Origin of the sequence: Collinsella sp. CLA-AA-H167 (assembly GCF_040095305.1) — a bacterium.
GTDB lineage: Bacteria > Actinomycetota > Coriobacteriia > Coriobacteriales > Coriobacteriaceae > Collinsella.
Genome location: NZ_JBBNGA010000015.1, coordinates 35,064 through 58,315, shown reverse-complemented (window position 1 = coordinate 58,315; position 23,252 = coordinate 35,064). Strand labels below are relative to the sequence as shown.

Sequence of the window (23,252 nt, the reverse complement as noted above, 5' to 3'; positions counted from 1 at the left end):
GAGCCCCTTTCTTTTTTCTTTTAGAGAATGGGATAGTTATGGCTGCAATTTTCAATAGCCCCAGCAAGTACATCCAGGGTCCGGACGAGCTCGCCAAGCTCGGCTCCTATGTCGAGCCGCTCGGCGCTAAGGCCCTCGTCATCGTGACGCCTTCGGGCAAGAAGCGCGTCGGTGCCAAGATCGAGGGTGGTTTTGCCGAGGCTAAGGCCGAGTTGCTGTTTGAGGACTTTAACGGCGAGTGCTCCAAGAGCGAGGTCGATCGCCTGGTTGCGCTCGCGCGCGACAACGGCTGCGACATCATCGTCGGCGTCGGTGGCGGCAAGATCCTCGACACCGCCAAGGCCGTCGCCTACTACCTGGAGTCCCCGGTCATCATTTGCCCCACCATCGCTTCGACCGATGCCCCGTGCTCGGCGCTCTCCGTGCTCTATACCGATGACGGCCAGTTCGATAAGTACCTGTTCCTTAAGGCGAACCCCAATATCGTTCTTATGGATACGACGGTTATCGCGGCGAGCCCGGTACGCCTGACGGTGGCAGGTATGGGCGATGCGCTCGCAACCTACTTTGAGGCCCAGGCGACGCACGATGCCGACGGTGGCACCTGCGCTGGTGGCAAAGGCGGCATGGCCGGTCTGGCGCTTGCCAAGCTCTGCTACGAGACGCTTATGGCCGATGGCGTCAAGGCCAAGGTCGCGCTGGAGAAGGGTGCGCTCACGCCTGCCGTCGAGCATATCATCGAGGCCAATACGCTGCTTTCGGGCATTGGCTTTGAGAGCTCGGGCCTTGCTGCTGCTCATGCCATCCACAATGGCCTGACGATGCTGCCCGAGTGCCACGGCATGTATCACGGCGAGAAGGTCGCCTTTGGCACCATCGTTCAGCTGGTACTCGAGGATGCTCCGACTGAGAAACTCGAGGAAGTCTTGGGCTTCTGCATTGAGCTGGGCCTGCCGGTCACGATGAAGGAACTTGGCGTTGCCGAGCTTACGCGCGAGCAGGCCATGATTGTTGCCGAGGCCGCCTGCGCGCCCGATGACACCATGTGCAACATGCCGTTTGAGGTGACGCCCGAGATGGTCGCAAACGCCATCCTGGGTGCCGACGCGCTGGGTCACTACTACCTTATGGATGAGTAAATCAAGCTAAGGAAGGGGCAAAGCCAGCAGACGGCTTTGCCCCTTTTTGCTATGGTGCAAACCAACCTGACCCCATCGCACCAAGTTGGTGCAAAGGGGTCAGGTTACTTTGCACCAATCGTTGTTTGATGAAGGGCGGATTCTCGTATGGCGCTTCCTATGGTTTACGGCGGTCCCGGTCGGTATGTTCAGGGGCCGGGCGAACTTTCGCGTCAGGGCAGGTATTTGTCATGGTTGGGCTGCGCTGCCTATGTCTTGTTTGACCAGGGCACCGAGGATCGGCTGTGCAGGCAGATTGTCGATGGATTTCTGGACGACGATCTAAGCGAGCCGTTCTTTAAAATTTACAACGGTCCGTGTACGGAAGAGGCTGTTGCCGAAATGGCTAAGGAAGCCCAGGCTGAGTATTGCGACATGGTGGTGGGTATTGGCGGTGGCAAGATGCTCGATATCGCCAAGGCAGTAGCGTTTTATGCCGAGTTGCCGTTGTGCGTATGTCCCACGGCGGCCTCAATGGATGGTCCGTGCAGCGCGATTTCGGTGCTGTATCACGAGGATGGGTCGTTCGACCGCTACCTGATGCTCGAGAAGAATCCAGATCTGGTCGTGGTCGATACCAACGTGGTCGCAGCGGCCCCACTGCGTATGACGGTCGCTGGTATGGGCGATGCGCTGGCAACGTACTTCGAGGCGCGTTCGTGCGCCGCGGCGCACGGCGCCAACGAGCACGGTGGCGCGCCGGGGCACTTGGCTCTGGTTGCGGCTCGTGCCTGCTACGACACACTTATGGAGTGCGGTGTCGCTGCCAAGCGCGATCTCAAAAAGGGGCGTACGTCGCCAGCGGTTGAACGCCTGATCGAGTGCAATATTTTGCTCTCGGGTGTCGGCTTTGAGAGTGGCGGCTTGGCGTTGGCGCATGCCATCGCCAACGGGCTGACGATTCTGCCCGAGTGCAAGGCCATGCATGGTGAGGCCGTGGCATTTGGTCTGGTGGTGCAGCTGCGCCTGGAGCGTGCACCCGAGCTTGATCAGGTGCTCGAGTTTTGCCAGCGCGTCGGTCTGCCGACGACGCTTGAGGAGCTGGGGCTTGATGAGATTACCGATGCCGATTTGCTGAGCGTTGCTGACGCAACTTTTAAGAACGAGCGCAACATGGCCAACGAACAGACAAAGGTGACCAGGCAAAAGCTCGTGCAGCTCATGTGCGAGGCATAGTTTGGCGCTTGATTGGCCTTGTGCAATCGAGGCGGCGATAGGCCATGGGCTATTTGCCGCAAAGATGCTCCGCGTGTAATTTGCCCGAGGCGTGGGCCGATAGCGTATCATTATCTCTTGCTTGTTTGCACTGCTCAGGGAGGGGCCGCGCATGGCGCAGGAACACGATCTGTTTGATGACATTATCGAGATCAGCAAGGGTTTCGACTTTCTTAAAAACCCGCTTGGCGGTGTGACCGATGCGCTCGATCCGTCGGCGCCGCAGTGGAATCCTGCTGACTACAAGGAGCGTCCGCGCGGCAACACCATTCCGTGCTTGACCTGCAAAAACGAAAAGAGTGGCTGCACCGCGTGCATGGACGTGTGCCCGGTCAACGCCATCGAGGTCGAGGAAGATGCCATCGAGATCCTCGATTCCTGTCGCAAGTGTGGCCTGTGCGCCGCTGCCTGTCCGACTGAGGCGATCATCTCGCCGCGCCTGGCGCCCAAAAACCTGTATGACGACATTGTCTCGGCGGCTACAAGTCACGAGACCGCCTACGTTACCTGCACGCGCGCCCTTAAGCGCATGCCGCGCGAGAACGAGGTCGTCGTTGCCTGCGTGGGCGATATTACAGCCGAGACCTGGTTCTCGGTGCTGGCCGACTATCCCAACGTGAGTGTGTATCTGCCGCTGGGCGTGTGCGATAAATGCCGCAACACCGGTGGCGAGGACATGCTGGGCGAGGCGATTGCGAAGGCCGAGGAATGGGCTGGTACGGGTATGGGCCTGGAGGTCGACCCCAAGAGCCTCAAATGCCATAAGCGCCGCGAGTACGAGCGCAAGGAATACATGGAAAAGATCGCCCGTACCACGGGCCTGACCGTGACCAAACTCAATCCGGCGACGGCGGCACTGGCTTCGGTGACGCAGAAGCTCAAAGCCCATCGCCATCAGATCACCCAGCTGGAGCGCACGCTCAACACCATGTGCGGCACCACGACGACCAAGCGTCGCCGTTCGCTCACCCATGGGCGCCAGCTGGTGCTCTCGACGCTGCAAAACCACCCCGAGCTTGCCCAGAACATGCAGGTGAGCACGCCGGAGTGCGATTTTGACAAGTGCACGTCGTGCGGCGAGTGCGTTAACGCGTGTCCCACGTCCGCCTGCGATTTGGTGGGAAGCGGTCGCTTTGCACTGGAGTCCACGTATTGTTTGGGTTGCGGAGCCTGCGTCAAGGTTTGTCCCGAACATGCGCTCAAGCTGGTCGAACACGATGCGTCCAATCTGGTCGTCGCCGATCCCGAGGCCGAGGAAAAGGCCGCCCAGAAGGCGAAGGCTCACGAGGAGGCCGAGAAGGTCAAGGCCGAGGCAAAGGCCAAGCTCGATAAGATGCTCGATCAGGTGGAAAAGCTCGCAGACTAGTCAGCGACCCCTATCTCTGCTTCATTTGCGCCGCCGTGGCGTCCGGGTTCGCCTGGATGCTGCGGCGGCGCTATACTTATGCAGTTTGAAGTACCTGTATCAAAAGGAGCTGTCGTGTCCCTTTCCATCGGTATCGTGGGCCTGCCCAACGTGGGCAAGTCGACGCTGTTCACCGCGCTTACCAAAAAGACCGGCCTTGCCGCCAACTACCCGTTCGCCACGATCGACCCCAACGTGGGTATCGTCGATGTGCCCGATAGCCGCCTGCAAAAGCTCGCCGACATCGTCAACCCGGGTCGCATTGTGCCGGCTACGGTCGAGTTCGTCGACATCGCAGGTCTGGTGAAGGGCGCTAACGAGGGCGAGGGTCTGGGCAACCAGTTCTTGGCAAACATCCGCGAGACCGACGCCATCTGCGAGGTCGTGCGCTACTTTAAGGACCCCAACGTCATGCGTGAGGTGGGCCGCACCGGCGAGTTCGTCGATCCCGCCGGCGATGCCGACACCATCATGACCGAGCTCATCCTGGCCGACATGGGCACGCTCGAGAAGCAGCTGCCCAAGCTCGAGAAGGAGGCCAAGCGCGACAAGGAGCTCATGCCCAAGTTTGAGGTCGCCAAGCGTCTGCTTGCCTGGCTCAACGAGGGCAAGCGCGCCGCATCCATGGAGATGACTGACGAGGAGCGCGCCGCCGCCAAGGGCCTGTTCCTGCTCACCATGAAGCCCATCCTGTATGTGGCCAACGTGGACGAGGATATGCTCAACGAGGACCTGGCGCCCATCGATGGCGTCAAGCCGCTGCCGATCTGCGCCAAGATTGAGGCCGAGCTTTCCGAGCTCGATCCCGAGGACGCTGCCGACTACCTGGAGAGCCTGGGCCTGGAGCAGCCCGGCCTGGACGTGCTCGCGCAGGCCGCCTACAAGCTGCTTGGCCTGCAGTCGTTCTTTACGGCTGGTGAGATGGAGGTCAAGGCCTGGACGGTTCGTCAGGGCGCAACCGCTCCGCAGGCCGCCGGCGTCATCCACACCGACTTTGAGCGCGGCTTTATTAAGGCCGAGGTCATTGGCTACGACGATTACATCGAGCTCGGTGGCGAGCAGGGCGCCAAGGCCGCCGGCAAGCTGCGTATCGAGGGCAAAGAGTATGTCATGGCCGATGGCGACGTCGTGCACTTCCGCTTTAACGTGTAAGGACGACGCATATGTTTAAATATGGCAAAAAAGCTGGCTACATGGGTATTGCGTTGCTCGTACTTGCGGTGATTCCGCTGGTGGTTGCAGCGTGTGTTATCCCCAACATTGGTCCCGAGGTGGCAACGAAGTTTAACGCGGCCGGTGAGGTGACGCGCTGGGGCAAGAGCTACGAGCTGCTGGCACTGCCGGTGCTCAACCTGCTGCTGAGCGTGGCGACGTACTTTACGGCAGGACGTCAGGCTAAAAACAATGATGACTCCGCCGCCATGGCGCGCATCGTGTGCGAGCGCTACCTGCGAAACGGCTGCATCACGGGTGTGTTCCTCAACGTAATCAACGTCTACTTTATGTACTCGGCTATTACCGGAACAGGCTTTGGCTTTGGTTTCTAGCTTGTCCTTTTAGGCAACGAGCCTGCACGCATATTCAATGGCTGCTGCGAGGCCGCCGCTCGATCGTGGTTTAAAGACCATATCGGCGGCGGCCTCGTTTTCGTATCCGGAGCCGCGGAGGGCGAGTGCGATACCGGCTTCTAAAAGGAGCGGCAGGCCGCGTTGGCTGGTTGCGATTACGGCAGCCTGATTGAGCGAGCAGCTGTGCGCTTGGCATTGGATGGCAAGTTCGCCTTGCGCCGGGCAAGGGACCAGAACGGCGGCGACGCGACTTGATAGTAATGCAAATGCTGTGCGCTCATCGGGCGAAAGGCATTCGGCTTCAACGACGACGAGCTTGGGCGGTGCGCTGTTTGTGCGAAGCGTGGCTCGGTACGTGCGGACCGAAGAACCCGACATAGAAAACTCCTGTGTATTCGGCAAAACGTAAACTATAGTTTACGTTTATGTTCGGCTCCATTTCAAACTCGTCTGCATGGACGAACGTGCTAAACAGATTCTTGGCAGGCGGGTCGAAGAGACACGCAGGGACCTTGGTATCTCCAAGGTTGATTTTTGTGTGGCGACAGGAATCAGCCGACCCTACCTCGACCGAATCGAAGATGGGACGGCAAATTTCACGCTCAAGGTTCTATTTAAGATCGCGCCCGCCCTTGGCATGACGGTGTCAGAGCTTCTCGAGGGTATCGAATAGGGCGTTCCCCCGCTGTATTTGACGCTCTTTGGGCGGGTCCCCCTGGTTGCGATGTGCAAAATCGCGAGTATTCAGCACCTGTTCGGCCGTAGATGGTAGCCCGAGCGGCTGGCGTTGCCTTTTTAACAGTAGTTAATCCACGCGATAAATAAAAATGAGGAATAAATATTTACTAGACGGCCCGTTCGTCCTAAAAGTTTGTCTAACAATCAGCCGATTCTGCGCCTCCGGCGGAGAAATTGCAGAATACTCCGATTTTTGCACGGCCCGAGGGGGACCACCTGTCGTTTGAGGCTGCGATAAGTGGAACTGCCTTAGGGATTACGCCATCGGGATGCGGTCGTGGTTGACTTGGCTGTAGAACAGGCGCTGGATCTCGGCGGCATCGCGTGACTGGCCGAGTGCCCACATGGTTTTGGCCACGAGCGTCTCGGTTGTCATATCGTCGCCGCGCAGAATGCCCGGATGATCGGCGTAAGCACGGCCGACCTCATAAACGCCCAGGTCAAGGCCCTCTTCGGGGACCTGCGTGGTCATAACGACGGTGCGGCCCGAATCGACCCAGCGGAAAATTGTCTCCTGGAATGACTCGCCGGACTCGCCAAACTCGGGAATACCGCCAATGCCAAAGGTCTCCAGAATCACGGCGTCGTAGCTATCGGCAAGGGCGTCCAGGATACCCGGGTTTACGCCGGGCGTAAGCTTGAGTACAAATACGCGCGGGTCGATGCTGTCGTAGAAACGAACCGGGTTCTCGTCCTGGTGAGTGCCGTGGAGTCCGTTGCGAACGATGCGGTCGTTGCGGATATAGGCAATGGGCGGATAGTTGACGCTAATGAACGCGTTAAAGCTCATGGTGCGCTGCTTGCGGGCGCGCGTGCCGGCAATGGCTACGCCGCCAAAGACAATCGAGACGTCGTGCGAATGCTCGTCGAGCGCATAGAGCAGGCTCTGGTACAGGTTGAGCTTGGCGTCGGTAAAGGGATTGCCCATGGGCTTTTGCGAGCCGGTGAGTACGATGGGCTTGGGGCTGTCCTGAATCAGATAGGAAAGCGCCGCCGCGGTGTAGCTCATGGTGTCGGTGCCGTGCAGAATCACGAAGCCGTCGTGGTCGGCATAACCCTCGACGATGACGTCGCGGATGCGCATCCAGTCACTGGGGCGCATATTGGTGCTGTCGATGTTCATGGGCTGCACGACGTCGAGCTCGCAGAGGCCCGAGATCTCGGGGACGCTCTGGGCGAGCTCCTCACCGGTCAGGGCGGGGGAGAGGCCATTGCCGTCCTCGGTCGATGCGATGGTGCCGCCCGTGGCGATGAGAAGGATGCGCTTCATGCTGGTATTCCTATCGGTTTTGTCGCCGCAAGGGCGGAGTCGTTCGGCAGTATTGTGGCACAGGGCGTCCAATGTTCAAACGTAATACATCATCTGTAATGTTTAGTAATACTTCAATTGCCGTCAAATAAGGGCCCAGGTCGTGCGTTTGCCGTGCGCTGATGGCCGCGAGGGACGAGAAACCCCATATAACGTGTACACTATGGAAGTTATTTTCGTTCATTCACGCGGGTGGGCACCGGCTCCCCGCCAACAAGAGGGGGAAACCATGGATCAAAAGGCTTCCGCAAAGGTCCTCGTACTCGACTTTGGTGCGCAGTACGGTCAGCTCATTGCCCGTCGCGTCCGCGACCTCAACGTGTATTCCGAGATCGTTCCCTGCGACATCTCGGCCGATGAGATTCGCGAGATGAACGCCTCTGCGCTCATCCTTTCCGGCGGCCCGGCCTCCGTGTACGCCGAGGACGCTCCATCCATCGATCCTGCCATCTTTGACCTGGGCCTTCCCGTCCTGGGCTTCTGCTACGGCCATCAGATCACGGCCGTGACGCTCGGCGGCAAGGTCGGGCACTCCGAGGTGGGCGAGTACGGCCGCGCCACTATTACGCGCACTGCCGGCGCCAAGCTCTTTAACTCCACGCCCATGGAGCAGACTGTGTGGATGAGCCATCGCGACGCTGTTTCCGAGGTGCCCGAGGGCTTTACCGTTACCGCCAGCACCGACGTGTGCCCGGTTGCCGCCATGGAGTGCGTCGAGCGCAAAATCTTCACCACGCAGTTCCACCCCGAGGTCAAGCACTCCGAGTACGGTCAGCAGCTGCTGAGCAACTTCCTGTTTGAGATCTGCGGCCTGGAGCCCAACTGGAGCATGGACAACCTGGTCGAGACCATGACGGCCGAGTTCCGCGAGAAGGTCGGCGACGACCGCGTGATTCTGGCCCTGTCCGGTGGCGTCGACTCCTCCGTCGTGGCTGCGCTGGGCGCTCGCGCCGTGGGCAAGCAGATGACCTGCGTGTTCATCAACCACGGCCTGCTGCGCAAGGGCGAGCCCGAGCAGGTGGAGGAGGTCTTCACCAAGCAGTTTGACGTCGACTTTATCCACGTCCACGCCGAGGACCGTTATGCCGAGCTTCTGGCCGGCGTGACCGAGCCCGAGGAGAAGCGTCGCATCATCGGTACGCAGTTCTGGAAAGAGTTCTTCGCCGTGGCGCAGCAGCTCGAGACCGATGGCAAGCCGGTCAAGTACCTGGCTCAGGGCACCATCTACCCCGATATCATCGAGTCCGGCGCTCGCAAGACGGGCGGCAAGACGGCCACCATCAAGAGCCACCACAACCTGATTCCGTTCCCCGAGGGCGTGCACTTCGACCTTATCGAGCCGCTCGACCACTTCTTTAAGGACGAGGTCCGTGCACTTGGTCTGGCGCTGGGCCTGCCGGGCCACATCGTGTTCCGCCAGCCCTTCCCGGGCCCGGGTCTTGCCATCCGCATCATCGGCGCGGTCGACAAGGAAAAGCTCGAGATCCTCAAGAACGCCGACGCCATCGTGCGCGAGGAGCTCGACGCCTACAACCAGCGTCTGTTTGAGCAGACCGGCGAGCGCAACTCCGAGCACAGCTGCTGGCAGTACTTTGCGGTTCTGCCCGACATCAAGTCCGTCGGCGTTATGGGTGACGAGCGCACTTATCAGCGCCCGATCATCCTGCGTGCCGTCGAGTCCAGCGATGCCATGACCGCCGACTGGGCCAAGCTGCCCTACGACGTGCTGGCCCGCATCTCCGGCCGCATCGTTGCCGAGGTCCCCGGCGCCAACCGCGTGTGCTACGACATCACGTCCAAGCCGCCTGCGACGATCGAGTGGGAATAACGTACATACGTTCGGTTATTTTATATTACCAGGTAGCATGTGCAGTTTCAATTGAAGCTGCACATGCTACTGCATATGGGTCAATGTCGGCATCAATGCCCGCGATGCTTCTGATTGCGCCTCAGCGTTCGTCGCCCGAAACGCTCCTCCACCTCTTCCGCGCGGCATCGTACCTTCCCTCCTCGGCGCGCTTCGCCAACCCAACACAAAATTGACCATCGTAATATACAGTCAGGGTTGACGACAAGCTGATCTGCATGGTTGATTCCCCCTTTATGTAGACGACCATGCAGACAAGGGGCAACCGAGGAGACGGGTTGCTGATGCAAACTCCTGCATGCCCGCCACTACCCGACGGAGACCGTGTTTTGTTTCCAGTGGCCGCGCTGAAGGACGCCGGAATCATCCAGAGCATGTCCAAGAAGATCGATACTCTCAGCACCAGAACATGACCGTGCTAAATGAAGATTTTTTCGACTTTTACAGGAAGAATGAGTCTTCGCAGTTTGATCTCATAATTGGCAATCCTCCGTACATTAGGTATCAGTATCGCGAAAGCACCCAGCGCTCTCCCTATCCTCGATATTGACCTCGCACAACATGAAAGCAAACAAGCTGGTCAAACAAGCTAGTTAATGCTTGGGTTGGATTTGTAGTCGCTTGTACCGATATGCTTCGTAATGATGGAACTCTGGCCTTTGTTATTCCAGCCGAAGTCATTCAAGTTGCGTACGCGCAAGACCTACGATTGTTTTTATCAACACATTTTTCGAGTATTACTTTGCTCACATTCGAGGTGCTTGTCTTTCCTGAAATTGAACAAGAAGTGCTCGTGTTTGTTGGAAAAAGGGGAACCGATGACGGCAAAATCCGTGAAATTGAGTCAAAGACATAGAGACTTTGTCGAAACGTGACATCTCCACTATTCCATTTCAGCCAATAAGGCGCGTTCATGAAAAATGGATGAAGTGTTTCATTGGCGCTGAAGATGCCAAAGTTCTATTTGAAATTAAGCGAGACTCGAGATCCGTGCATTTTTCGGACGTCGCTCTAATCAACGTGGGCATAACGACAGGAAGCAACAGGTTTTCTCTCTCTCGACGACAACACCTCTTACAAGTATGAACTGGATTGTTGCCATGCCGCCAATTGGCAGAAGTTCGCGTGCATCGAGAATTAGATTCGAGGAGCACGACTGGAAAGAGAACAGGGCTGTAGGAAAGAGGTCTCGACTACTCGTCCTTAAACCCAATCAGCACGGCATGCTGAACCCCGTTCAGCATGCCGTACCTTGACGAAGGTGAAGAGAATGGCGAGCACGCAGAATATAAATGCTCGATAAGCGGCAGCTGGTATTCCGTCCCATCCGTATGGGTTCCCGACGCTTTTTTCTTAAGGCGTAACAACCTGTATCCGAAGTTTGTTCTCAATGCATGTTCCGCGGTTTCCACCGACACGATGCATAGAATGAAATTCAACGATGGCTTCAATCATGAAATTGCGCTATTGGCGTACTACAATAGCATTGACTTTGCTTTCATTGAGCTATGCGGACGAAGCTATAGTGGCGATGTTCTGGAAATCCTCCCGAAGGAAGTTGGAAGCGCGATGCTCCCTGATTTGTTTTCCCTGGAATTCGAAGAGGGGCAATAGAGGAATACCTGCATTTCATCGATGGCGCGACACGCTCCAACCCGAACATAGGAGTTGTTTTTGGACCGTATTGATTCCGAGATCCTTGTTAATCGACTTGGACTAGCACTCGAAATGTGCAATCCCGCCGACGAGTTTGGAAAACACCCCAGAAAAGGCGTCTACTCAGAGCAGAATAGTCTCCTTATCCAATAAGTATCGAAAAGACTCACAGAGGCAAAGATGGCAATATCAGCACCAAAATCAAATGACACGAATCTTTCCGATTTGCTGTTCAGCATTCATAAGGGAGAGACACAGCTTCCCGACTTCCAACGCAAATGGACCTGGGACGATAATCGAATTAGAAGCTTGCTCGCAAGCCTTTCGCAAGGTTATCCAATGGGCGCATTGATGCAACTTGAATATGGCGGCTCGGAGGTTAAATTCAAATATCGCACCATCGAAGGAGCTCCTTCCTCAGAAGCAACACCTCGTTATTTAGTTATGGACGGTCAGCAGCGTTTGACTTCGATGTATCGATCCCTGTACGGGAAGGATGCAGTTGCTACAACCAACGACAAACGCGTCGCCATCTCACGTCTCTATTATCTGGACATGAACACTTGCCTTGATCCGGAAGCTGATAGGTATGACGCCATTGTTTCCGTTCCCGAGGACAGGAGAATTAAGGAGAATTTCGATCGAGACGTCAAGCTCGACTTATCTACCCGTGAACTCGAATATGAACATGAGATGTACCCTGCAAACATCCTTTTTGACTCCAGCGCTGCAACGCAATGGCTTCTTGGATACATGGCTTTCCACCAATCATCTCCGGATGCTATGGCCAAGTTCAACAAGTTCCAGCAAGATGTCATCGAGACAATCACCTCATATAGACTTCCTGTAATAACCATGGATAAAAGCACGCCGCGCGAGGCTGTTTGCAAGGTATTCGAGAACGTCAATACCGGAGGCGTATCCCTCACCGTATTCGAGCTCGTTACTGCCACTTTTGCCACATACGAGTTTGACCTCCGGGGCGATTGGGAAGCCAACAAGCGCCGAATCCATGCGCTCGACAAGGACATTCGCACCGACGTTACGGAAAGTGTGGACGAAACCGCGTTCCTGACCACAGTGACACTGTTCACGAACTACAAGCGCAAACGCGATGGTTTGAGTGGAGCCGTCAGCTGCAAAAAGAAAGACGTGCTGGACCTGCGATTCGAGGATTATCAGGCAAACAAGGAAGTCGTCATCGAGGGCTATGAGCTTGCTCGCGAATTTTTGCTATCGCAGTCCGTATTTAGGAAGCGCGATCTTCCATACACAACCCAGATCATTCCATTGGCTGCAATTGCAGGCTACGTGGGCTCCAAGCTGTTCAAAGACCCTAAGAGTCAGAAAATTGTTGCGCGCTGGTTCTGGTGCGGAATCTTCGGTGAGATGTATGGCGGCTCGAACGAAACCCGCTACTGCTATGACATCGAGGATGTAGTCGCTGAAATTGAAGGCGCTGAATCCGAGATGCGCACCGTGAACGATGCCCACTTCCAATCCACCCGACTTTTGGGACTCCAGTCGAGGCAATCGGCAGCATATAAGGGAATCATGGCTCTTCTCTATAAGGGTAAGGGTCTAGATTTCATGCGTGGTATATCCATCGATATCGTGAACAGCATGGAAACGGCTCCTGATATCCATCACGTCTTTCCGCAGAGCTACTGCGAAAAGATGGGGTACGACAGGCAGAAATGGAATTCTGTCATTAATAAGACGCCCCTACTTCCTGAATCGAATAGAGAAATCGGAGGTGCAGCTCCTAGCGTCTATTCAGCGAAAATCCTCAAGAAGGCTGATATCGAACAAGATGAGCTTCGTAATCGAATCGAGTCGAACCTCATCGCATGGGACGCCTTTATTGTGGATGATTTCGACGCTTATTTCAAAGCTCGTGCTATTGCCTTGCTTGATGCGATTGAGCTTGCTATGGGCAAATCTATCTCCGACAGAAGCACAGAGGAAACGATAAAGAGATTTGGTTGTTCGCTGGAATAACAAGTTATTAGAGTTTGTATTATTCACGGAAAGAAGGCTTGATGACCGATTTCGAAGCTTTGCAGCAGTTATGCAACACAGCCGATCAGTTGTCCAATAGGTATACCAGCGCTAGCTCGCCTGACTTCAAAGCATGGAAGACGAAAGCCGATAGGCTTTTGATAAGGCGATTCGGCGAAGACAGCTACGAATTCAAGAGCTTTAATAAAATCAGTTATTCTCTGTCTCTCTTCACTATCAGCACACCTGACTCAGCGTTCGTTGAGGCTTGCACAAGCGGCCTGCGAAAGGCGAAGGCCGTACTTGAAACATACCTCGATGAATTTTCGGACCAGGAGGAGTCTGCATCGATAACAAACATAGGTGACTTCTCGAAAGTATTCATTGTTCATGGTCATGACGGAGAACTTCGAGAGAGAGTTGCAAGAATCATCGAAAGGCAGGGCTTGAAAGCGGTAATTCTAAACGAGCAATCAAACCACGGTCAGACAATCATTGAGAAATTAGAGACAGAAGGAAACGCCGCTGGTGCCGTATGTCTCTTTACCGCAGACGATGAGGGAAAATCACGTGTTGAACAATCAGCAAGGCCCAGGGCACGACAGAATGTCGTCTTTGAAGCAGGATACTTTATCGGTCGGCTGGGCCGAGAGAACGTCACCATCCTCGTAGATAAAGGAATCGAAATCCCCTCCGATCTTCAAGGCGTCGTATATACCGGAACAGATAATTGGGAATTCAGACTCCTGAAAGAGTTGAGATCGATGGGATACTCCATTGATCTCAACAAGATGGACTTCTAACTAATCCAGTAAGCCATTCTTCGCGCGATAAACTTTCGCTTCATAATGCGTTCGCCGTTTGATCAGGAGCAAATCGTGACCCACTGTGGCTCACGAAACCGCCCTGCCCCGCCCCGAAATCTGTGACCCAAATTTGACCCCATGGACTCGCGGCCATTTTTGAGACTGGATGCAAATGGGACAAACTGCAACAAACTGGAGGCAGTTTTTTTAACCATCGAGTGGGCGTGAGCGATATTCGTTGATTTCAAGCCCTCGACCTGCGAGAACAGGTCGAGGTTTCTTATTTTGTAACCTTTGCGGTTTCGCGCCCCGTGAACAGGGGACGTAGCACTGTTCACGTTTGGGCCCATGTCGGCACCGACCATTGCCCGCGCTGCTTCTGCTTGCGCTTCAGCTTCCGCCGCTCGAAGCACGTCGCTTGGAGTTCCCCGCCAGGGGAGAGCTAACCGTTCCTTGCGAAACCGCGAGACCACCTATATCCGCTTGCTGCGGGCTTGCTTGAGCCAGTTCCTCTTGAAAGAGCCTATACCTCCGAAGAACTTGTTGTACGTCTCACCGTTCTCCTTGGCCTCGTACTTGACCAAGGCAAGTTCGATAGTGCAGAGGTAATCCGCAACTTGCTCGAGGCGGTAGTCGGTCATCGAGGTCTTACGGCGTCGGACGACCCCTTTTGAGAGGACCTTGCCCACCGAGCGGTCGAGCGCCTGCTTGACAATGTCCTGACCGTTGTCGTAATAGACCTTCACATCGTCGAAGGATTGAAAGAAGCCCAGGTGTTCAATCATGGCAGAGGAGATATCGCGCCCCATACGCTCCATTAGCCTTGTCGGGTCTTCGAACTGGCTGCGGCGGTAGACGAACGTAATATAGGAAATGGGAAGTTTGCGGACGAACGAGGAGAAGTAGGCGAGCATCACCTTGCGCTGCTCGATGTTAAGAAACTCATAATCCTTGTGCCCGTTCATGAGAGGCTCGGAGTGAAACGGAATGTTAGGGAGATCGGCCCTGGCAAGCTTGGCCTCATAGCCCGTGACCGCCTCGGCGATGCTGTCTGCCTGGTCGTGAAAGACGAGTGTGAGCAGGTAGTAGCGAGCTTTGCCGCTGCGGTCGCCGCTCTCGTCGACGAAGATGCTGAGCTCCTTGGCCAATGGGGACTCCTAATGGAATGGATAAAAAAATAGCCGGGGGACTCCCCCGGCACTTGGAGGTAGCTTAATGAGCCACCAATAATCTTATAGCATGCTCTGACGGTGAGTGCAAGGGGGGCGAGCCGGTACATGGCGTCGCGGCTTATGCGCAGCATCGCGCGCCTCGTCGGCGCCGAATATCGCGTTAGTCGATGTGATGAGCCTCACCTGGCTCCTGCTAATGCTCTTTGTCATGGTCGTCCTCGAGTTCCTTTCGTTTCTAGGCTCCCTCGCGTGCCCGGCCGCGGGCGGCTCCCGGGGCGGTCGCCGCCGTCATTTCCTGCCGAGCCTGTACGAGTCGATCTCTCCCGTCCAGATGAGGTTGTACGCCTTGTTTCGGCTCGCCCTCATGTATTCCTGCATCTCGATCACCGTCATCCATTCGTCCCGATCTTGGCTTCCCTCGGGCGTGGCGCATTCGGCTGTGCGTGCCATGGTTCCTCCAATCTTCCCGTGCGGCACCGCGCGAGGACACCGCACGACACCGTGTGCCTTTTCGTCTGCGCGATGGTTGAACCGCCTGATGGCGCGATGCACGCGGCGGGGGCGGAGACGGGTCGAGCTGGTCGGGCCTCCACGAAACTGCCATGAGCCGCGCTTCTTAGTTCTCAGCTAAGTCTCTGGAAAGTGAAAGGCGCCCATGCGGGCGCCTGCCTAGTAGCTGGAGTTGTTCGGTTGTGGTTGGAATGCTTCTCTTCCGCGGTGCTGTCGTCCGGGGTCCGGCATCTGTCGCTCGCCTCTTTTGTCGTGTTTGATATTGCGTGTTCTGCGAGCGACCTTGCACAGGTTTTTCAGCCCGTTGCCCCAGGTGCACCCGGGTAAATGGTACCCACCCGCTGGGACATGGTTCGCCATGGCTAGCGTTTTGACAATGGGAGGCAGACGAGCGGCGTAGACATTGGCGCCGAATCAGAGGCGAACGATGCCGCCTATCTCAACCCTGTGTCTTTCGATGGCTTTTGCCGCCAGCAGTTATCACCCGGTAGAAAGTAAAGCCGTCTTCGTTTTGATAGGCCTGGAGTGTTGAATCGGTGCCACGAAGGGCATCTTCCAGTGCGGCGATTATCTCGCTTCCTTTCCCAGGCGAGGGTTCATTTGCCAATTCAGCCAAATAAAGACTTGCGAGGTTTGCATAGTCCTGTGGCATCATGATGCTTGAATTGGATTCAGGGGTCGCTCTTTTTGTGGGGGAAGCCTCGTAAAGCGCGGCCGCTTTTGCATAATTCTTCGGTATCCATCTGCCGAATAGATACTCCCTTGCAAGACACAGTTTCATCGAGGGAGATTCCATTTCGGAAAGAATGGCATTGCCCCTATCGGCTGAGGCGTTCGAAATCAAGCCACGCAAATGTATTCCGGCATACTGGATTCGTTGATACCACATGAGGTCATCTACGCCCCGTTTTTCAAAATAGTAGGCTGCCTTTTCGTAGTCGACGGGAGTGATTTCATCACCTGAATAATACGTATCCGCGAGGTTCGATGCTGCGAGCGTAAATCCTTCGGCCACTAATGCCTCATTGAAGCTGTACCGAAGGTGGAAGGACGCGCGAGAGTCGTTAGGGAGTTTGCAGATCCATTTCGGAAATGCGGCACCGTAGGCATTCAGTGGGTCGCGAGATGTTGCTATGTCATGCGCTTCGGTTTCCGCTTGCCGTTTTAGCTCCGCTATTTGTCCATAGCGTGCATCGTATTCCTCTCTGTTCCTTTTCCGCGTTTCTTGGATCGTCTTGATGGACTCTTCGAAATACTCCTTGTAATGGTCTTCCTGCAGCGAGCCATTTGCGCTCTTCGCAAAAAGCTCCATGCGGTCCAGGGCCTCGCATGACCACGGCTTGACGTACTCCATGGGTTCGTTCGTCGATTCGTGCGAATCGTAGTTTTTGTCATCCACGATTTTTACGAAGAGCTCGTATTGCTCTTTAGAGAGCCATATGCCTAAGGAGTGAATGTGCAGGACGATCGTTCGCAGCGCGGTTAGGTCCCAGCTGCCCATGTCCATTTTCTCGAGACCAACGCGGTCAAGTGGCGCGGTTACCGCGTCATAGCTGGGCTTAAAGCGAGGGTTCTCGTCGCCCCTGCGGCGCGCCTCGTCGCAAATGGACTCAACCTGCCTTGTCCAGCTTTCACTATCCGGGCACCTTTCTTTGACCCATAGCTTTAAATACTCTTGGATTATTCTTGTCGCGGTCTTTTTTACGTTGTAGATAATCTGGCTGCTGTCGTTCATCTCTGCTCCGTCCCGCAGGTCAAAGCCTTTAAAAGGGTGTCTTTGCTCTCCGAATCGAGTCGATTGGGGTTGTTTTCTCGTTGGCGGCTTTTCAGGCCAATTGCAAAATAGCAGCTTCTAGTGCGGCTTTATAGCCCTCTGCGGCCGCTTCGTAATCTCGCATATAGGATCCGAAGTCGGAGGCGGCGGCATTCGGAAAGCTCCCGACCCATCGTTTTCCCTTCGGCTTCGCCAGCTTCACCGCGCCGCCCATCCCGAATAGCCACCTGAAAAAAGTGGGTGACAGCATCACGTTGACGCAGGCGTAGCCGACGACGTTATCTCCGCCGCTCTCGTCGATATGGCAGAACTTGAGGTCGTGGCCGAACCTTTCGTAAACGTACTTGGCATGACTGCCGGAGACTTTGAGGAACAGCGTCCTGGCGGTGTCCGAGCCGAACATGTCGATCCGCTGGCGCGTGTCCGCGACCACCCGCGTCCTCAGCGCCTCGACCTTTTCATAGTCCGACAGCGGCTTTCCGGTGACAACCGGGTCTACGATATCGTCTAGTCGGTAGAAGTAGGGACTGGGGGAACCGCCTTCGTCGATATGCATGCTCTCGAGATAGTAGCGGCCGAAGCTGAACACGATCGCCACCGGGTCCTCCTCATACGGCCCGATCTTTACGGTCGATCCGTTCATCAGGTGAACCTGCTTCTTGAAGGCGAGCCTTTCGTTCATACGGATCGCTCGGGATGCGGCATGGAGGACGTTGAAAATCGCGTCGGTGTCCCTGCCGGCCTTGCGGTCGACGAACACGGTCTCCACGCTTTCGTCGACGTCATAGTCGGAGGAGAATGCGAGCACCTTCAAGGAGATCTCGTCTTTCCGCCCCTCGCCGATGAAGGAGCTTGTCCCCAGCACGTCCGAGATGAGGATCGCCTCCTCGGATGACAGGGGTTTGTTCACGGCCCTGAACCCGACGTTCTCGCCATGGCCTGGTATAGCTACGCGAATCCCCATTGGCATGCTTTCGCTTATCTGGTGCAGGTCTTTAAGGATGGCGTTCTCTGACGTCGGCTTTCTGGAACAGATGCCTATGACGCGCGCGATTTCCGATGCGGATATGCCCGTCCTCTCATTGGTGAAGCGGACGAGGAGGTCGAGGACGGACAGGATCCTGCTTCTCGATGTGCCGCTCGCCGCGAATCCGGCTTCCTTTAACTCGGAGATCTCCTCCTCGGTGAATGTCCTAGACATTGCAGGTCCTCCATAAACAGCTTTATTGCCTATGAAATTGTAGGCAATCCAAACCAGTCAGAGGAGACGAAATTCCGATGGCGGTTGAAAATAAGGGTCGAAGCAATGGAAGAGAGAGTAGGGAGCCAACTATGAACGACGCCGGACGGGTGGAGAGCGTCCCCAAGATTTCGCCAACCGATGCCGTAGCGGAGGCGGCGTGCGATAGCGGAAGGAGGATCCTCGGCTTTTCGCCGGAGCAGCTGACCGCCGCTTGCGGCCTGGCTTTGATGTGCATCGTGGTTTTAACCGGGTCGAACTACAGCCTCTCCATCGCCAAGGGGGATTTCAGGCTCGACCTTCGCCCTGCATGCTAGGTGATGCGCCCACGCGAAAACAACAACCGCTGTTATGGGGAGCGGCACCGGCGACGCGTGACGCGCCCCAGGGAATTAACACTCGATTCGAATGATAGGAGACCATATGGAATGCAGTGATTTCCCCGAAGTTGGCACCAGGTTGACGTACGGGGAGGCTATCCCCGCATACGACCGCCTCGATCGGTCGATGCTCGAGAGGGCGTACGGGGCCGGGCTCCTGCCCGCGGCGGGGCTGTACGACCTGCTCTGGCAGCTTGAGTCGCTCGCGCAGAAGTTCGGGATCGAGGGCAAGGGGGGCCTTCTCAAGGCTCAAGAAGGAGATTCGGTCGTTTTCGAGCGAGAGGACCGCTCTGGCGAACGGGGTGAACGGCGAGAGATTCTACCTGCTACAGGATGAACCGGCGCTCAGGCAGCATGACGAGACGCACCTTTTCAAGGTCGGGATCGACGGGGGCAAGATCGCCGATGACCTCGACGAAGCTCTCGAGCTGCTTTCGAAAGAGGCCTCAAAGAGCGACGAGTACGGCGACACGTATTCGCGCGACTGGATGGAGCGAGCTTCCGACAAGCAAGAAAAAGACCCTTTCCTGAAATGGGCCGGAATCGGGTTTTGCGCGATGATGGTCTGCCTCGGAATCTCGATGCTCGTCCATTCGGTCTTCCAGATCGGCTTCTGCTCCAAGTGGTTTCTCTGATGCGGAAGCTGGCAACTAGGACGACCGTCGTTCAGGTCATCAACTCATAGACGCGTCAACGCGGGGCTTCTCGCTTCGTCGATAGATGACGGAGATGTTTGACCTGCGAATTTGCCACCAGCGTGCAAGCCACGGCGCTGCCTCACCTGCGGTTACGGACTGGTGGCTTGCGCCCGGGAAGGCATGAACCCTACGGACATTCCTCGCGCTTTCGCCCTTAAGACCGGCCACGATGGTCTTAAGGGCGGAAGCGCGAGGTCAACGTCCTTGGTTCGAAGTCACCCTTCGCTCGTGTCCCCAAGGTAGTTCCCGTCTCTGTAGATGACCTTTTGAGGTCCCGTGAGCTCCAGCTTCAACACCTCACTGCAGATAACAAGCGTCCCTTGTTCAACCAATGAGGGAAGACGGTCTGTTGGGTACGAGACATCGTAACGCTCACGCGATCCGATTCTCTTGAAGTACACACCCGAGAACGATTGGGCTTTTCCATATCGGTCGGGATCGGATTCTCCGTCGTCGGGGCAAGCGAACAAGGCGGCCTCGGGGGAATCGTCGCCATCGAGATAAAAAACGGGAAACTCAAGAGGATTGCCTTTAGGAACGGCCGCCGATGCCACGTAGTTGCAGAGCTTCCACTCCTCGCTTTTCTGCACGCAATCGCTTTCGATGCCGAGGAGGCTTCGCATTTCAGCATCGATGCTGTAAGAACCTAGGACTAAGTAGAAAGCCAAGAGGACTGACGACCGGGCGTTTTCCATCTCGGTCCAATCGTGGAGATTGTCTTTGTGGGCAATGCCGTTCCTCATCGTTCGAGCGCTTTGGAGTGCGCGAATTATCGACTCGTACGTATCCTCGCTTATCGCCGTATCGAGAAGGTCTTCATTGCGGCTGTACAGCTGCTGCTTCTCGCAAACGTAGCCGCCGAAGAACCTTGTGAGCCTACCGAGGTCTAAGACATATTCGAAACCATCCGTGAAAAGCGCCTCGTCGATTTCGATTTCTCCGTCCTTGACTTCTATGTGTCGCGATTTGTCGGGAACGCCATCTCTTTTCGCGGGCAGGTAGTAAGGGTTCTCACCGGGCTTTTTGCCGTAGTAAATACGCCTACTCTTCGATTTCGAAGTCTTGTGTATGGCGTAAAGAAATCTGTACAGGAATTGTTCGAGCGATTTGAAGTACTCCAACGCGATGGGGGCGAAATCTATGCATCCTGCATGCGCTAAAGAATCCCTTAGCCATTCTGCGGTCTGGAAGCTTACTGCGAAATCCGTGTCACCGGTCAACGCCGAGTATCTGCCGTCTACGACAAAGCTCTTGTCTATGGCCATTCTCTGCTCGGACCCCAATTCCACGTCTGGTTTGTAGCCGATCAGACGGTCTCGGATGTCTCTCCTGAAATGGCCCATGCGCAAATGGTTAAGCGATTTGGTTATGCTCAAGCCATAGTAGGAACGCGCTTTCTGCCTAAGCTCAGCCACAGCCTCCTCGAATTTGTCGAACTCCTCTTGTGGAAAGAACAGGCGGAAGAACTCTTTAACCGAGATGTAGGGCGTAGCGTCCTTCACCGACTCGTAATTGAGAACCTCCCTCTTCGCTCCGTCCATAACCAAAGAGACGTAGGTGATTTTCGATACCCCAAAGTTTTCCCTCAGCGAATCCTCAAGCTCTTTCGGGAGACTCTGGTCTAATCCAGGTTCCTTGAATACAAAAACGCTCGGGGAGCCATCGACATCCACCTTGATTATGCGGACCACCCTCTTGCTCGCTTTGAGGACGGTCGGCCCGGCTAGGCCGTCTTTTGGGAGATATTGGTAAGCATCGCTTCTGCGAACGCGGGCACGTAGTGTTATGTATCCATATTCTGTAAGAAGCATGGAAATCGACTCGCAAATCAGTCGATACATGCACTCATTGGCTCTGTCCATGATGAAGGTATAGTTAAGCCGTTCGGACCCTGAGACGTCGCATAGATTTTCGGGTATTAAAGAGGTCTCTCCCCTCGACTCGGAATAGCCGCTTTCATCCCTCCAGCCATCTCGAATTTTCTTCAATTCGCTTAAGCCTTCTCCAAGAAGGAATTCTTTGTAGATCGGTTCGCTATTCATCCAATACCTCGTTTTCTCTGCGTGTTTACAGCCTTGCACGAGCGAATCGCTCCCATAGGCGTATCGCGGACCGCATATGAAAAAGGAGGCTACGGAGGCGGGCCAAAAGTGCTGGCTCGGGCCATGCCGCCGTCACCTATTTTCTCAGGCTCCATTGCCTGCGTTGGATGGCATTATCTCACCGCGTTGCCTCGGGAGCCATATCGTGCGGCGGACAGGGCAAACCCAGAGGGCAGTTGGTGGAGAAGCCGCAATTAGGTAACGTAAAATTCTTTGCGCACTTTGAAAGCTGAACACGCCCAGGAAAGAGAAAAGACATGGCGCGCGCCGTCGGTATGATTTGAGTGTCGAGTTCAATCATGCTAGGAGGCAGGCCATGTCCAACCCAATCGTATCATTCGACGAGCAGGCCGTGAAAGACGAATTGCGCGAGCTGGTCAGGAAAACCATTGAGGAGACCATCAACGCCATGCTCGACGAAGAGGCCGACCAGCTTGTGGGCGCGGGCCCGTACGAGCGCACCGACGAGAGGGCGGCGTACCGAGCGGGACACTACGAGCGCGGATTCACCACGACGTCGGGCCAGGTCACGCTCAAGATCCCCAGGCTCAAGGACATGCGCTTCGCCACCGCCGTCGTCGAGCGCTACAAGAGGCGCGAGACCAGCGTCGAGGAGGCCATCATCGAGATGTATCTGGCCGGGGTGTCCACGCGCCGCATCGAAGACGTCAGCGAGATCCTGTGGGGCGCGGACGTCTCCGCCGGCACGGTCTCAAACCTCAACGACAAGGCTTTCAAGGCGGTCGAGGAGTGGCGATGCAGGCCCTGGCCTGCGAATATACCCACGTCTACGTCGACGGCATCTACCTGAAGCGAACTGGGGCGGCTCCTACGAGAACGTGGCGGTCATGGCGGCGATCGGCGTGAACGAGGACGGCTACCGCGGGGTGATCGGCTGCGCCGAGTCGTCGGAGTCTGGCGCGACTTCCTGTCGTGGCTCAAGTCCCGCGGGCTGCGCGGCGTGCGCATGCTCGTGGGCGACAAGGCGGCCGGCATGGTCGGCTCGATCGCCGAGGTCTTCCCCGACGCCAGATATCAGTGCTGCACCGTGCACTTCTACCGCAACATCCTCGCCAAGGTTCCGAAATCCAAGAGGCCGCAGGCCGCGGCCATGCTCAAGGCCATCCATGCCATGGAATCCCGCGAGGCTTCCGAGGCCAAGGCGGAGTCTGTGGCCGCCGAGCTGGAGTCGATGAGGCTCAAGGAAGCCGCCAATGTAGTGAGAGATGGGTTCGCCGAGACCCTGGCGTATTGCGGCATGCCGCGCGAGCATTGGCGGCGCATTCGCACCAACAACGCGATCGAGCGCCTGAACAGGGAAATACGCCGGCGCACCCGCGTTGTGGGCACGTTCCCCGACGGGAAATCCGCCTTGATGCTGGTGACCGCGCGCCTGAAGTACGTCGCGGAAAGCGAATGGGGATCGCGCCGCTACCTGGACGTGTCGCTTCTCAAGGAGCAGTCGTGCTGACGGCTAGCTGAATTTGCGCAAAACTATTGACGGTACCCGCAATTAGGCCCCTGATCGCGAAAGCGGTTCAACTCATGAGTAAGCCACCTGAGACTACTCACTTTTCCCACGAATGGCGAAGAGTCGCGACCTGGGGTTTTGCGCACGATGCGCAATCCGCCC

Annotated in this window: 19 protein-coding genes and 1 pseudogene; 13 read left to right on the top strand and 7 right to left on the bottom strand. The window is 56.1% G+C overall.

The window, feature by feature from the left end; genetic code table 11:
• Positions 1-38: 38 nt before the first annotated feature.
• From AAAT03_RS09065 to AAAT03_RS09045, 5 genes are all read left to right on the top strand, one after another.
• Positions 39-1,139 carry a glycerol dehydrogenase gene (locus AAAT03_RS09065; protein ID WP_117635909.1) on the top strand — a complete coding sequence of 367 codons (1,101 nt, stop codon included), beginning with the start codon at positions 39-41 and terminating at the stop codon, positions 1,137-1,139.
• Between the two features lie 147 nt (positions 1,140-1,286).
• A complete protein-coding gene (locus tag AAAT03_RS09060; protein WP_117645896.1) occupies positions 1,287-2,354 on the top strand; it encodes a glycerol dehydrogenase in 1,068 nt (355 codons plus the stop codon).
• Positions 2,355-2,505: 151 nt separating this feature from the next.
• Positions 2,506-3,759: a 4Fe-4S binding protein gene (locus AAAT03_RS09055; protein WP_089572782.1), complete on the top strand. Its 1,254-nt coding sequence runs from the start codon at positions 2,506-2,508 to the stop codon at positions 3,757-3,759.
• Between the two features lie 114 nt (positions 3,760-3,873).
• Positions 3,874-4,950 carry a redox-regulated ATPase YchF gene (gene ychF / locus AAAT03_RS09050; RefSeq protein ID WP_089572784.1) on the top strand — a complete coding sequence of 359 codons (1,077 nt, stop codon included), beginning with the start codon at positions 3,874-3,876 and terminating at the stop codon, positions 4,948-4,950.
• Between the two features lie 11 nt (positions 4,951-4,961).
• Positions 4,962-5,345: a DUF1648 domain-containing protein gene (locus AAAT03_RS09045; RefSeq protein WP_089572786.1), complete on the top strand. Its 384-nt coding sequence runs from the start codon at positions 4,962-4,964 to the stop codon at positions 5,343-5,345.
• 9 nt (positions 5,346-5,354) lie between these two features.
• On the opposite strand, the gene AAAT03_RS09040 is transcribed toward AAAT03_RS09045, so the two are convergent.
• Positions 5,355-5,744 (bottom strand): hypothetical protein, encoded by a 390-nt coding sequence (locus AAAT03_RS09040; protein ID WP_118267638.1) that lies wholly within the window; start codon positions 5,742-5,744, stop codon positions 5,355-5,357.
• Between the two features lie 616 nt (positions 5,745-6,360).
• Complete coding sequence (locus AAAT03_RS09035) at positions 6,361-7,374, bottom strand: asparaginase (RefSeq protein WP_349103170.1); 1,014 nt, start codon at positions 7,372-7,374, stop codon at positions 6,361-6,363.
• A 268-nt stretch (positions 7,375-7,642) separates the two neighbouring features.
• Between AAAT03_RS09035 and guaA the strand changes: the two genes are divergently transcribed.
• From guaA to AAAT03_RS09015, 4 genes are all read left to right on the top strand, one after another.
• The gene (gene guaA / locus AAAT03_RS09030) at positions 7,643-9,241 is read left to right on the top strand and encodes a glutamine-hydrolyzing GMP synthase (RefSeq protein WP_035136929.1); all 1,599 of its coding nucleotides are present in this window, start codon (positions 7,643-7,645) and stop codon (positions 9,239-9,241) included.
• A gap of 1,467 nt (positions 9,242-10,708) precedes the next feature.
• Positions 10,709-10,894 carry a hypothetical protein gene (locus AAAT03_RS09025; RefSeq protein WP_349103169.1) on the top strand — a complete coding sequence of 62 codons (186 nt, stop codon included), beginning with the start codon at positions 10,709-10,711 and terminating at the stop codon, positions 10,892-10,894.
• 222 nt (positions 10,895-11,116) lie between these two features.
• Complete coding sequence (locus AAAT03_RS09020) at positions 11,117-12,937, top strand: DUF262 domain-containing protein (protein WP_349103168.1); 1,821 nt, start codon at positions 11,117-11,119, stop codon at positions 12,935-12,937.
• A gap of 41 nt (positions 12,938-12,978) precedes the next feature.
• On the top strand, positions 12,979-13,740 hold the full coding sequence (locus tag AAAT03_RS09015) for a nucleotide-binding protein (protein ID WP_349103167.1): 762 nt from the start codon (positions 12,979-12,981) through the stop codon (positions 13,738-13,740).
• A gap of 476 nt (positions 13,741-14,216) precedes the next feature.
• Here AAAT03_RS09015 and AAAT03_RS09010 read toward each other — a convergent pair whose 3' ends face one another.
• The 4 genes from AAAT03_RS09010 to AAAT03_RS08995 form a co-directional block, all read right to left on the bottom strand.
• Positions 14,217-14,891, bottom strand: coding sequence for a DUF3800 domain-containing protein (locus AAAT03_RS09010; protein ID WP_349103166.1), 675 nt, complete (start codon positions 14,889-14,891; stop codon positions 14,217-14,219).
• Positions 14,892-15,203: 312 nt separating this feature from the next.
• Entirely contained in the window at positions 15,204-15,365 is a 162-nt protein-coding gene (locus tag AAAT03_RS09005) for a helix-turn-helix domain-containing protein (RefSeq protein ID WP_349103165.1), read from the bottom strand.
• Between the two features lie 499 nt (positions 15,366-15,864).
• Positions 15,865-17,160: a hypothetical protein gene (locus AAAT03_RS09000; RefSeq protein WP_349103164.1), complete on the bottom strand. Its 1,296-nt coding sequence runs from the start codon at positions 17,158-17,160 to the stop codon at positions 15,865-15,867.
• Between the two features lie 91 nt (positions 17,161-17,251).
• Positions 17,252-18,400, bottom strand: a complete 1,149-nt coding sequence (locus tag AAAT03_RS08995) for a WYL domain-containing protein (RefSeq protein ID WP_349103162.1) — start codon at positions 18,398-18,400, stop codon at positions 17,252-17,254.
• A 131-nt stretch (positions 18,401-18,531) separates the two neighbouring features.
• On the opposite strand from AAAT03_RS08995, the gene AAAT03_RS08990 reads away from it, so the two are divergent.
• The 3 genes from AAAT03_RS08990 to AAAT03_RS08980 all read left to right on the top strand — a co-directional run bounded on the left by AAAT03_RS08990 (position 18,532) and on the right by AAAT03_RS08980 (position 19,454).
• Complete coding sequence (locus AAAT03_RS08990; protein WP_349103161.1) at positions 18,532-18,756, top strand: hypothetical protein; 225 nt, start codon at positions 18,532-18,534, stop codon at positions 18,754-18,756.
• A 106-nt stretch (positions 18,757-18,862) separates the two neighbouring features.
• Positions 18,863-19,156 carry a hypothetical protein gene (locus tag AAAT03_RS08985; protein WP_349103160.1) on the top strand — a complete coding sequence of 98 codons (294 nt, stop codon included), beginning with the start codon at positions 18,863-18,865 and terminating at the stop codon, positions 19,154-19,156.
• On the top strand, positions 19,122-19,454 hold the full coding sequence (locus tag AAAT03_RS08980) for a hypothetical protein (protein WP_349103159.1): 333 nt from the start codon (positions 19,122-19,124) through the stop codon (positions 19,452-19,454). The genes AAAT03_RS08985 and AAAT03_RS08980 overlap by 35 nt, the downstream gene beginning before the upstream one ends.
• Before the next feature lie 278 nt (positions 19,455-19,732).
• Here AAAT03_RS08980 and AAAT03_RS08975 read toward each other — a convergent pair whose 3' ends face one another.
• Positions 19,733-21,559 (bottom strand): hypothetical protein, encoded by a 1,827-nt coding sequence (locus tag AAAT03_RS08975; RefSeq protein WP_349103158.1) that lies wholly within the window; start codon positions 21,557-21,559, stop codon positions 19,733-19,735.
• Between the two features lie 376 nt (positions 21,560-21,935).
• On the opposite strand from AAAT03_RS08975, the pseudogene AAAT03_RS08970 reads away from it, so the two are divergent.
• Positions 21,936-23,090: pseudogene (locus AAAT03_RS08970) on the top strand (IS256 family transposase).
• Positions 23,091-23,252 lie beyond the last annotated feature (162 nt).